The organism is Pseudomonas sp. NFX183 (genome assembly GCF_047943075.1).
In the GTDB taxonomy this organism is placed as follows: Bacteria; Pseudomonadota; Gammaproteobacteria; order Pseudomonadales; family Pseudomonadaceae; genus Aquipseudomonas.
Map to the genome: position 1 here is coordinate 2,219,557 of NZ_CP181333.1, position 10,970 is coordinate 2,230,526.

10 protein-coding genes are annotated in these 10,970 nt (G+C 60.7%); 5 read left to right on the forward strand and 5 right to left on the reverse strand.

What is annotated here, in order from left to right; translation table 11 throughout:
- Positions 1–15 precede the first annotated feature (15 nt).
- The 3 genes from zigA to ACM530_RS10220 are packed head-to-tail and all read left to right on the forward strand — an operon-like array spanning position 16 to position 2,872.
- On the forward strand, positions 16–1,221 hold the full coding sequence (gene zigA, locus ACM530_RS10210; protein WP_416364714.1) for a zinc metallochaperone GTPase ZigA: 1,206 nt from the start codon (positions 16–18) through the stop codon (positions 1,219–1,221).
- The gene (locus ACM530_RS10215) at positions 1,221–1,865 is read left to right on the forward strand and encodes a DUF1826 domain-containing protein (protein WP_416364715.1); all 645 of its coding nucleotides are present in this window, start codon (positions 1,221–1,223) and stop codon (positions 1,863–1,865) included. The genes zigA and ACM530_RS10215 overlap by 1 nt, the downstream gene beginning before the upstream one ends.
- Positions 1,866–1,909: 44 nt before the next feature.
- Positions 1,910–2,872, forward strand: coding sequence for a CobW family GTP-binding protein (locus ACM530_RS10220; RefSeq protein ID WP_416364716.1), 963 nt, complete (start codon positions 1,910–1,912; stop codon positions 2,870–2,872).
- Here the strand turns inward: ACM530_RS10220 and ACM530_RS10225 are convergent.
- Positions 2,866–3,261, reverse strand: a complete 396-nt coding sequence (locus tag ACM530_RS10225; protein WP_145158305.1) for a DUF3301 domain-containing protein — start codon at positions 3,259–3,261, stop codon at positions 2,866–2,868. The two genes, ACM530_RS10220 and ACM530_RS10225, sit on opposite strands and share 7 nt — an antisense overlap.
- A 117-nt stretch (positions 3,262–3,378) precedes the next feature.
- Between ACM530_RS10225 and pdxY the strand changes: the two genes are divergently transcribed.
- On the forward strand, positions 3,379–4,251 hold the full coding sequence (pdxY, locus tag ACM530_RS10230; RefSeq protein ID WP_106575928.1) for a pyridoxal kinase PdxY: 873 nt from the start codon (positions 3,379–3,381) through the stop codon (positions 4,249–4,251).
- 130 nt (positions 4,252–4,381) lie between these two features.
- Here pdxY and ACM530_RS10235 read toward each other — a convergent pair whose 3' ends face one another.
- Positions 4,382–4,867: an acyl-CoA thioesterase gene (locus tag ACM530_RS10235; RefSeq protein WP_076013223.1), complete on the reverse strand. Its 486-nt coding sequence runs from the start codon at positions 4,865–4,867 to the stop codon at positions 4,382–4,384.
- 292 nt (positions 4,868–5,159) lie between these two features.
- Here ACM530_RS10235 and ACM530_RS10240 point away from each other — a divergent pair, with 292 nt between their 5' ends.
- Entirely contained in the window at positions 5,160–6,923 is a 1,764-nt protein-coding gene (locus tag ACM530_RS10240) for a cation:proton antiporter (protein WP_177016739.1), read from the forward strand.
- 162 nt (positions 6,924–7,085) lie between these two features.
- On the opposite strand, the gene ACM530_RS10245 is transcribed toward ACM530_RS10240, so the two are convergent.
- The 3 genes from ACM530_RS10245 to uvrD all read right to left on the reverse strand — a co-directional run bounded on the left by ACM530_RS10245 (position 7,086) and on the right by uvrD (position 10,907).
- A complete protein-coding gene (locus tag ACM530_RS10245) occupies positions 7,086–7,493 on the reverse strand; it encodes an SMI1/KNR4 family protein (RefSeq protein WP_017135771.1) in 408 nt (135 codons plus the stop codon).
- Between the two features lie 135 nt (positions 7,494–7,628).
- Positions 7,629–8,498 (reverse strand): Tim44 domain-containing protein, encoded by an 870-nt coding sequence (locus ACM530_RS10250; RefSeq protein ID WP_416364717.1) that lies wholly within the window; start codon positions 8,496–8,498, stop codon positions 7,629–7,631.
- Positions 8,499–8,723: 225 nt separating this feature from the next.
- A complete protein-coding gene (gene uvrD / locus ACM530_RS10255) occupies positions 8,724–10,907 on the reverse strand; it encodes a DNA helicase II (protein WP_242201227.1) in 2,184 nt (727 codons plus the stop codon).
- Positions 10,908–10,970 lie beyond the last annotated feature (63 nt).

Genomic DNA, 10,970 nt, shown 5'->3' on the forward strand with positions numbered 1-10,970 from the left:
GATGAGGAACACCTGATGCCCAATCGTCTCCCCGTTACCGTGTTGTCCGGCTTTCTCGGCGCCGGCAAAAGCACGCTGCTCAACTACGTCCTGCGCAATCGCGACAATTTGCGGGTGGCGGTGATCGTCAACGACATGAGCGAAATCAACATCGACGGCAGCGAGGTGCAGCGTGACGTCACCCTCAACCGCTCCGAAGAAAAACTGGTGGAGATGAGCAACGGCTGCATCTGCTGCACCTTGCGTGAAGACTTGCTGGAAGAAGTCGGAAAACTCGCCAAAGAAGGTCGGTTCGATTACCTGTTGATCGAATCCACCGGCATTTCCGAGCCGTTACCCGTGGCCGAGACCTTCACCTTCCGCGACGAAAACGAGCGAAGCCTGGCCGATATCGCGCGCCTGGACACCATGGTCACCGTGGTCGACGGCATGAACTTCCTGCTCGACTACCAGGCCGCCGAAAGCCTGGCCTCACGCGGTGAAACCCTGGGAGAGGAGGACGAGCGCTCAATCACTGACCTGCTGATCGAGCAGATCGAATTCGCTGACGTAATCCTGATCAGCAAGATCGACCTGATCAGCAGCCGTGAGCGCGAGGAACTGATGGCGATTCTCGAACGCCTCAACGCTCAGGCCGAAATTATCCCTATGGTCATGGGCGAAGTGCCGCTGAACAAAATCCTCAACACCGGCCGCTTCGACTTCGAGCGCGCTGCCCAGGCGCCGGGCTGGTTACAGGAACTGTGCGGTGAACATGTGCCGGAAACCGAAGAATACGGCATTGCCTCGACGGCTTATCGCGCGCGCCGGCCGTTTCATCCTCAGCGTTTTTTCGACTTTATCGACCGCCCGTGGGTGAACGGCAAACTGCTGCGCTCCAAGGGCTTTTTCTGGCTGGCCAGCAAGCATCAGGATGCAGGCAGTTGGTCCCAGGCTGGCGGGCTGATGCGCCATGGTTTTGCCGGGCGCTGGTGGCGTTTTGTGCCGAAAAGCCAATGGCCGCAGGATCAAGAAAGCGTGGCGGCGATCATGGCCAACTGGCAGCTGAGTACCGGTGATTGCCGCCAGGAATTGGTGTTCATCGGGCAAAACATCGACTTCAACCACATGCGTGCCGAACTGGACGCCTGCTTGCTCACCGATGAAGAAATGGCCGTTGGCGTTGAAGGTTGGCGCCTGCTGGCTGACCCCTTTGGCCCCTGGCTTGAGCAGGTCGCCTGATGCTGGCCCCGGTTATCCCATTGCGCCCCGTGATCCGCCAAACGCGTGGTGAAACCCCGCTGGCGCTGGCTGACATTCTGGAAGACGGGGTGAACCTGGCGGTTTGGCAGCGTCAACTGCCGCTGCATATCGCCGAATTCGGTGCCCTGCTGGTGGCGCTCAATGAGCCGCTGGCCGATTCCAGGGTAATTGAGCTCAACAACGAAGACGCTGTACCGAATTTGCAGGGTTTGGCATCCAGTTGCCGCGACCTTGAAGGCTACGAAGGCTTTATTGCCGATGTGTCCTGGTTGGTCAGCGCGTTTGCCTGTTTGCTGGGCGCCAAGCGCATTGGCGTGCGCTTGCGGCTGCTGGACAAGGCCATGTGCCCGCGTTTTCACGTTGACCACGTGCCGGTGCGACTGATCACCACCTACGCCGGCATTGGCAGCCAGTGGCTGCGCGAAGGCGTTATGGACCGCCGCAAACTGGCCCAGTCGGACGCGGAACCTACCGAGCGCATCGAGCAGATCCTCTGTGGCGAAGTCGCCATGCTCAAGGGCACCCAATGGCATGGCAACGAAGCTCACGGCTTGATTCATCGCTCGCCTGCACTCAAGGCTGATGAGCGACGGTTGATCCTGACGCTGGATTGGCTCGCATAACCGGGTAGGATCAAGCTCTCTACACGGTCTGAATGATGCCACTGATGCTGCAGAACATTCCCACCCACGTGATTGCCGGGCCGTTGGGCGCCGGCAAGACCAGCCTGATCAAACACCTGCTGGCCCAACGCCCGGCCAACGAGCGCTGGGCCGTGTTGATCAACGAGTTCGGGCAGATCGGTCTGGACGCTGCCTTGCTCACTCAGGATGACGACGGCATTGCTTTGGGCGAGGTGGCAGGTGGCTGCCTGTGTTGTGTGAATGGTGCACCGTTCCAGGTAGGCCTGGGCCGCCTGCTGCGTAAGGCCAAGCCTGATCGGCTGTTTATCGAACCCTCGGGCCTGGGCCACCCGGCGCAGTTGCTCAAGCAACTGCGGCAGGCGCCGTGGCAGGACGTGCTGGCGGTTCAGCCGTGCGTACTGGTGCTGGATGCCCAGGCGCTGGCGGCGGGTAAACCCTTGCCTGATGCGCAACGCGAGACGCTGGCCAGTGCCGGGCTGCTGGTGTTGAACAAGGATGAGGCGCTGAATGCCGCACAGCGCCAGGCCATTGAACAGCAATTACCCGACTGCCCGCTTTACTGGACGCGCCAGGCACACGTGCCGCTCGACCTGTTGCCCGGCTTGAACGCGCAAGGCCGCACTGCTGTGGATAACGTCGAAGTGCCCAAAGGCTTAGCGCAGATGCCGGCCATCTGGACCGATCCGACGCTGCCAATCTGCCTCAGCCAGGCTCAAGAAGGCGGCTGGAGCATCGGCTGGCGTTGGCACCCTAGTCAGCAATTCGACACCGTGCGCCTGCACCGCTGGCTGACAAATCTGGTGTGGCGCCGCGCCAAACTGGTTATCCACAGCCCTGAAGGTTGGCTCAGCTCCAACGCTGTGGATAACGGCGCACTCCTCTGGCAACTGAGCGAATGGCGCCGTGACTCACGTATTGAATTGATCTTCAGTCAGCCACAGGACGTGGCTGCATTGCAGGACGCCTTGACCGCCTGCCGTCAGTGACGGTTCTTGCTGGCGTGGTCCTGGCGCCATTGGCTCAGCTCGATCACTTCAGCGCTGGGCAGCGGCGTTTTGATCTCGAACGGGTAGGGCGCCAGTTCGATCTGCGCGCTGTGAGCACCAAACTGAGTGATCGTCCCGGGATGGCGTGCTTCGCCGGTCACGGTGAACTCAAAATTGTAGATGCGCGCCAGACGTCGCCGACCCTTGGCGTCCCTCACAAAACCGATGCGTTTCAACGCCACCGCGCCATCGAGCAGCTCGATATCGAGCTTGGCGCAATGCTGCTTGACCCGCTCCAGCGCCCGCTCGCGCAGGCCGTGGTTATGCCAGACCCAGGCGGCGCCGGTCGCCAGCAGCATCAACACAAAGATGTTTCCCAGGGTCAGCATGCGATGAACTCCAACAAAGTGAGAGCAGCTTAACTGTGTCTCTGGTCTGTCGTACAGGCCGTGTTTAGTCGCATACTGCGCGGCCAGAATTTCAATGGCTTTACGGAAATCTCCCGCATGAAACGCACACCTCATCTGCTTGCGATCCAGTCTCATGTGGTTTTTGGCCACGCCGGAAACAGCGCCGCCGTGTTCCCCATGCAGCGGGTCGGGGTGAATGTCTGGCCGCTCAACACGGTGCAGTTCTCCAATCACACTCAGTATGGTCAGTGGGCCGGCGAAGTGTTGGCGCCGCAGCAGATTCCGGCGCTGGTGGAAGGGATTGCCGCAATTGGCGAGTTGGGTAACTGCGATGCAGTGCTGTCCGGCTACCTCGGCAGCGCAGCCCAAGGCCGTGCGATTTTGACCGGCGTGGCGCGCATCAAGGCCATCAACCCCAAGGCCTTGTACTTGTGCGACCCGGTGATGGGCCACCCGGAAAAGGGTTGCATCGTGCCCCAGGAAGTCAGCGATTTCCTGTTGGACGAAGCGGCAGCGATGGCGGATTTCCTTTGCCCCAACCAACTGGAGCTGGACAGCTTTGCCGGGCGCAAGCCGCAATCGCTGTTCGATTGCCTGGGCATGGCCAAGGCGCTGCTGGCACGCGGGCCCAAGGCCGTGCTGGTCAAGCACCTGGATTATCCGGGCAAGCTGCCGGACGGTTTTGAGATGCTGTTGGTGACTGCCGATGGCAGCTGGCACTTGCGTCGGCCACTGCTGGCGTTCCCGCGTCAGCCGGTGGGCGTGGGCGACCTGACGTCGGGGCTGTTCCTGGCGCGGGTGCTGCTGGGTGACAGCCTGCTGGCAGCCTTCGAATTCACCGCCGCCGCGGTGCATGAAGTGCTGCTGGAAACTCAGGCTTGCGCCAGCTACGAGCTGGAACTGGTCCGCGCCCAGGACCGCATCGCCCATCCTCGCGTGCGCTTCGAAGCCACACCGATCGGTCTGTAAACCCACAAAACCCAATGTGGGAGCGGGCTTGCCCGCGATAGCGGTGGGTCAGCCAATACATGCACTACTGACAGCTCGCTATCGCGGGCAAGCCCGCTCCCACATTTTGATCTGGTTTACAGCTCGGGTCTTACGGCCCGTCTGCCTTGATTTCCTGATAGCGCTTTTCCAGCTCCTGGCGAATCTGCCGGCGCTGCTGCGCCTGCACGAACCGGCGCTTGTCTTCGCTGTTGTGCGGCTGCAGTGGCGGCACGGCGGCGGGTTTGCGCTGGTCGTCCACGGCCACCATGGTGAAGAAGCAGCTATTGGTATGGCGCACCGAGCGCTCGCGGATGTTCTCGGTCACCACCTTGATGCCCACCTCCATCGACGTGTTGCCGGTGTAGTTGACCGAGGCGAGGAAGGTCACCAGCTCGCCGACATGGATCGGTTCGCGAAAAATCACCTGGTCCACCGACAAGGTCACTACATAGCGACCGGCATAACGGCTCGCACAGGCGTAGGCCACTTCGTCGAGGTACTTGAGCAGGGTGCCGCCGTGAACATTGCCTGAGAAGTTGGCCATGTCAGGGGTCATCAGTACCGTCATCGAAAGCTGGGCGTTTCCGGGTTCCATAGCACACTCACGGGTTGTAGGCATCGGTTGGGGTGGCACCTCTGCGGGTGCTGAAATCTTTGCAGCGCCATCCCTAACGGGACGCCGGTGGGCGGCTTGCCGTCACGCCTGCACCGATCTGTTTCCATATATTGCACCGGCTTTCTGCCGGAAGTCGCGGTGTTAACCTTCAAAAGCCCGTCTCAGGGCATTTCTTACGATTAAGGCCGACTTTTCCTTCCGCTTATTGCGACCGTTCATAGGCGCCGGTGGAAGTGGGGAAAGCGCCAGTACCCTCAAGGAGCCCCTCGCCATGCACGCCATCAGCTTTATCCAGGACTTGGCCGTGATCATGCTGGTGGCAGGGGTTGTCACCATCCTGTTTCACCGCCTCAAGCAACCGGTGGTGCTGGGGTATATCGTCGCCGGGTTCATCATCGGCCCTCACACCCCGCCGTTCGGCCTGATCCACGACGAAGACACCATCAAGACCCTCGCCGAGCTGGGGGTGATCTTCCTGATGTTCTGCCTGGGCCTGGAGTTCAGCCTGCGCAAGCTGTTCAAGGTCGGCGCCACGGCGTTTATCGCCGCATTCCTCGAAATCATCCTGATGATCTGGATCGGCTACGAAATCGGCCGCTGGTTCGATTGGAACACCATGGACTCGCTGTTCCTCGGCGCGATCCTGGCGATCTCCTCAACCACCATCATCGTCAAGGCACTCAACGACCTGAAGATGAAAAACCAGCGCTTTGCCCAGCTGATTTTCGGCGTGCTGATCGTAGAAGACATCCTCGGTATAGGCATCATCGCCTTGCTGTCGAGCATCGCCGTCAGCGGCACAGTCAGCTCCGGCGAGGTGTTTTCCACCGTCGGCAAACTCTCGCTGTTCATGATCGTCGCGCTGGTGATCGGCATTCTGCTGGTGCCGCGCCTGCTGGCCTATGTGGCCAAGTTCGAGAGTAACGAGATGCTGCTGATCACTGTGCTCGGCCTGTGTTTCGGCTTCTGCCTGCTGGTGGTGAAGCTCGAATACAGCATGGTGCTGGGGGCGTTTCTGATCGGCGCGATCATGGCCGAGTCCCGTCAGTTGATTAAGATCGAACGCCTTATAGAGCCGGTTCGCGACATGTTCAGCGCGATCTTCTTTGTCGCGATTGGCTTGATGATCGACCCACAGATCCTGCTGCAATACGCCTGGCCCATCGCGGTCATCACCGTGGCGGTGGTACTGGGCAAAATGTTGTCTTGTGGCCTGGGGGCGTTTATCGCCGGCAACGACGGCCGCACCTCGCTGCGCGTAGGCATGGGGCTGTCACAGATTGGAGAGTTTTCCTTCATCATCGCCGCATTGGGGATGACCTTGCAGGTGACCAGCGACTTCCTCTACCCGGTGGCCGTGGCGGTGTCGGCGATCACCACGCTGCTCACGCCGTACCTGATTCGCGGCGCCGACCCGTTATCGTTGAAGATTGCGGCGGTGATGCCCAAGCGCATGAGCCGGGTGTTCGGTATGTATGGCGAATGGTTGCGCAGCATCCAGCCTCAGGGCGAGGGCGCAATGCTGGCGTCGATGATTCGCAAGATCATCCTGCAAGTGGGGGTAAACCTGGCGCTGGTGGTGGCGATCTTTTTTGCCGGCAGCTTTTTTGCGGCGCGCATCGGTGGGTATCTGGAGGGCTGGATAAGTGACCCAAGCTGGCAGAAGGCGTTGATCTGGGGCGGGGCGTTGCTGTTGTCGCTGCCGTTTTTGATTGCGGCGTATCGCAAGCTCAAGGCGCTGTCGATGTTGCTGGCAGAGATGAGCGTCAAGCCGGAAATGGCCGGAAGGCATACCCAGCGCGTACGACGAGTGATCGCCGAACTGATCCCCATCCTGTCGCTGCTGGTGATTTTCCTGCTGCTGGCAGCCTTGTCGGCCAGTATCTTGCCAACCAACAAGTTGCTGGTGCTGATCGCCGTGGTGGCGGCAGCGGTGGCGGCGGTGCTCTGGCGGTGGTTCATCCGCGTGCATACGCGGATGCAGGTTGCCTTGCTGGAGACCCTGGATAACCACAAGGACACGCCGGAGCACTAAGCCGAGTGGCGCATTCTTGTGGCGAGCGAGCTTGCTCGCGTTGGGCTGCGCAGCAGCCCTAAAACCGCCACATCGCAACATCTGAAAGAACGCGTCGCCCTGGTTGGGGCCGCTTCGCAGCCCAGCGCGAGCAAGCTCCTTTGCCACAAAAGCTTTGCGGAATCAGCTTTCCAGCCAGACGTCCCGCGCCCAGTGCCACACCGATTCCCAGGTTTCTTCGGTAACCAGTTCTTCTTCGCCGGACCACAGCACCACGGTGCCGTCTTCTTCGACGCAGTAGTAGTCGTCACCGTCCTGGCAGATCGGGATCATGCTGCGGTCAACACCGGCATCCCAGGCGTTGGCGGCAACGTCCGGCAGGTAGGTGTGGGACTGCGGGTCGGTAACTGTCACCGGCTCCAGGCTGCCATACACCACGTCGCTGACGGTGAGCAGGAATTCGCGGAAGACAAACGGGATGTCGATGAACAGTTGTTCTTCGATTTCCACAATTTGGTCTTCGTCAGGCAGTTCCAGAGGAACCGGGACCGGTTCGTTGGCTTCACGCAATTGTTCGATGATTTCTTCCACGGCCGGGATCCTCTTGCTAGTTGGCGCGGTTAATAGGGCGTTTTATACAGTAGCTCGCTATAAGTGCAACCGCGAAATAGAAAACCCCGGAACATGTCCGGGGTTTTTATTACCAAGTGCTCAAGCGTGCGGTTATCAGCCGTTCTGGCGGATACCGGCGACCAGCCAAGGCTGGTTGTCGCCCTGGGCGCGTTCCATGTTCCAGCTTTCGCTGAACACTTCGCCCTGGTCGAAACGCGAGGTCTTCGACACGCCGCTGAAGGTCAGGGTGGCGATGGTCTTGTCGGCGCGATCATCCACACCTTCCAGTTGTACGCGCAGGTCGTCGATGTAGGTCGACTGGAAACCGTCGCCCAGGTCGGCACGTTCGCGCTTGAGGAACTCAAGCAGTTGCGGGGTCACGAACTCGGAGATCTTGTCCATTTCGTTGGCGTCCCAGTGCTGTTGCAAGGACTGGAAGTGGCTGCGGGCCGCTTCGACGAAACGCTCTTCGTTGAACCAGGCCGGTGCATTGATTACCGGACGGGCGGCAGCAGGTGCACCCGAACCACCGAAGATCGAACCCATGGCTGGTTTTTGCTCGAACACTTCACGCTGCATCGGCGCGCCGGCTGGAGCCATGTGCTCCTGCTGCTTGCGGCGACGGGCGGCGATGAAGCGGAAGATCAGGAAGGCGATGACCGCCATGATCAGGATGTCGAAGATCTGCATGCCCTGGAAGCCGCCGCCCATGAACATGGACGCAAGCAGGCCACCGGCGGCGATACCGGCCAGAGGGCCTAACCAGCGCGAAGCACCGCCGGCCTTGGCAGCCGCGCCAGCAGCACCGGCTGCACCTGCAGTTGCCGCAGCACCGCCGGTACCGGCGGAAGGAGCCATTTGGCTGGTCTGGTGAGTCGGTGCCGAGCCCATGCTTTGGCCGCCACCGAAGCGCTTGGCGTTGGCGTCGAGGCTCATCGTCAGGCCGATGCACAACGCCATGGCGATGCTAAGAAAACGTTTCATAAAGGGAATTCCCATTTGTGGATTGCACGCGCGCCATGTTGCACAGGTGTCGTGACAGTGGCTAGCGGCATAATGTTTCGGGCTTTTACGTAAGACCAATTCCGAAGGGTCTGTAGGACTAGTTACAGATATTGGCCCGAGCGGGCGAAAAACAAGGGAGGTGCACGATTCTTCACATTGCAGGCGCCCGGCTAGCCGGGCGCCTGACAGTGAGCATGCAGTGTTTCAGATCGCTTCGAGCTTGGCGTAACCCATCATCAGCCACTTGCTGCCTTCGGCGAAATTCACCTGCACCCGCGCCTGGGCACCCGCGCCTTCGAAGTTGAGAATCACGCCTTCGCCGAACACCGAATGCCTGACCTGCTGGCCAAGGCTGAACTGGGTTTCCGGAATCTCGGAGCCGGCAAACAGGGTGCTGGAATTTTGCTGCTGGCCGCCGCCGAACGGTCGGCTGACGCTGTTGGACAGGCGCACTTCCTGGATCAGTCCCTTCGGCACTTCACGTACGAAGCGCGACACCTTGTTGTAGGTCTCGCTGCCGTACAGGCGTCGGGTTTCGGCGTAGGTCATCACCAGATTCTGCATGGCACGGGTGATGCCCACGTAAGCCAGGCGGCGCTCTTCCTCAAGGCGGCCGGGCTCTTCCAGGCTCATCTTGTGCGGGAACAGGCCTTCTTCCATGCCCACCAGGAACACATACGGGAATTCCAGTCCCTTGGCGCTGTGCAAGGTCATCAGCTGGATGCTGTCTTCATGCTCATCGGCCTGGGTATCACCGGCTTCCAGCGACGCATGCCCGAGGAAGGCAGCAAGCGGCGTCAGCTCTTCATCGTCATCGGTGTTTTCGAACGCGCGGGCGGCGCTGACCAGTTCTTCAAGGTTTTCTACCCGCGCCTGGCCTTTCTCGCCTTTTTCCGCTTCGTGATAGGCGATCAGGCCCGATTGCTCAATCACGGTCTGGGTCATCAAATGCAGCGGCATTTCCGCGCATTTGGCGGCCAGGTTCTCGATCAGCTCAACGAACACACCCAAGGCACCGGCAGCGCGGCCGGTCAGGCCTTTATTGGCGATCAGCAAGCGCATGGCTTCCCACATCGACACATCGGCGTGGCGCGCGTGGTCGCGGATGGCCTCGACGGTTTTCTCGCCGATGCCACGTGCCGGAACATTGATCACCCGCTCCAGCGCCGCATCGTTGCCACGGCCTTCCAGCAAGCGCAGGTACGCCATGGCGTTCTTGATTTCCGCACGCTCGAAGAAGCGTTGGCCGCCATAGATGCGGTACGGAATACGTTCGCGCAGCAGGGCTTCTTCCAATACCCTCGATTGGGCGTTGGAGCGGTACAAGATGGCGATATCGTTACGCGCCAGCCCGGTTTTCAGCGCGCTTTCGATGGTTTCCACCACATAACGCGCTTCATCGTGCTCGTTGAACGCGGCGTACAGGTTGATCGCTTCGCCTTCGCCGCCGTCGGTCCACAGCTCTTTGCCCATGCGCCCGGTGTTATTGGCGATCAGTGCGTTGGCAGCCTTGAGGATGCCGGCGGTGGAGCGGTAATTCTGCTCCAGACGGATAGTGATCGCGTCCGGGAAGTCGTCGGAATACTGGTAGATGTTCTCGATTTTCGCGCCACGCCAGCCGTAGATCGACTGGTCGTCATCGCCCACCACCATCAGGCTGTCGCCACCTTTGGCCAGCAAGCGCAACCAGGCGTACTGCACGGCGTTGGTGTCCTGGAACTCGTCCACCAGGATATGCCGGAAGCGCTTCTGGTAATGCGCCAGCAAGCCTGGGTTGTCGCGCCACAGGTCGAGGGCGCGCAGCAGCAGCTCGGAGAAGTCGATCACGCCGGCACGCACGCAGGCGGCCTCGTAGGCTTCATAAATGCTGCGCATGGTGGCCAGGAACAAATCGCCGCTGGCCTGAATATGTTGCGGGCGCAGGCCTTCGTCTTTCTGGCCGTTGATAAACCATTGCGCCTGGCGCGCGGGCCAGCGCTGTTCGTCCAGGCCCAGCTCGCGGATCACGCGCTTGACCAAGCGTTGCTGGTCGTCGCTGTCGAGGATCTGGAAGGTCTGGCTCAGCCCCGCTTCCTGCCAATGCGCCCGCAACAAGCGGTGCGCCAGGCCGTGGAAGGTGCCCACCCACATGCCGGCCGGGCTGATGCCCATCAACTGCTCGATGCGGTGGCGCATCTCGGCAGCGGCCTTGTTGGTGAAGGTCACCGACAGGATGGAATGCGGGGACGCGTTTTCAACCTGGATCAACCAGGCGATACGGTGCACCAGCACTCGGGTTTTACCGGAGCCAGCACCGGCCAGGACCAACTGACGGCCAACGGGGGCTGCTACGGCCTGGCGTTGGGCATCGTTGAGGGAGTTCAGCAAAAGGGAGAGATCATCGCGCATCGGCGCATTCTAGGGTGCCCGGGGGAGTGGGGCAAATCCCAATGCCGGGTGGTCACTCGAAAA

What these genes read in the sequence shown, in the direction of transcription:
- pdxY (WP_106575928.1), top strand. Translation starts at nt 3,379, where the DNA reads ATGAAACGCACACCTCATCTGCTTGCGATCCAGTCTCATGTGGTTTTT.
- ACM530_RS10225 (WP_145158305.1), bottom strand. Translation starts at nt 3,261, where the DNA reads ATGCTGACCCTGGGAAACATCTTTGTGTTGATGCTGCTGGCGACCGGC.
- zigA (WP_416364714.1), top strand. Translation starts at nt 16, where the DNA reads ATGCCCAATCGTCTCCCCGTTACCGTGTTGTCCGGCTTTCTCGGCGCC.
- ACM530_RS10215 (WP_416364715.1), top strand. Translation starts at nt 1,221, where the DNA reads ATGCTGGCCCCGGTTATCCCATTGCGCCCCGTGATCCGCCAAACGCGT.
- uvrD (WP_242201227.1), bottom strand. Translation starts at nt 10,907, where the DNA reads ATGCGCGATGATCTCTCCCTTTTGCTGAACTCCCTCAACGATGCCCAA.
- ACM530_RS10250 (WP_416364717.1), bottom strand. Translation starts at nt 8,498, where the DNA reads ATGAAACGTTTTCTTAGCATCGCCATGGCGTTGTGCATCGGCCTGACG.
- ACM530_RS10220 (WP_416364716.1), top strand. Translation starts at nt 1,910, where the DNA reads ATGCTGCAGAACATTCCCACCCACGTGATTGCCGGGCCGTTGGGCGCC.
- ACM530_RS10235 (WP_076013223.1), bottom strand. Translation starts at nt 4,867, where the DNA reads ATGGAACCCGGAAACGCCCAGCTTTCGATGACGGTACTGATGACCCCT.
- ACM530_RS10240 (WP_177016739.1), top strand. Translation starts at nt 5,160, where the DNA reads ATGCACGCCATCAGCTTTATCCAGGACTTGGCCGTGATCATGCTGGTG.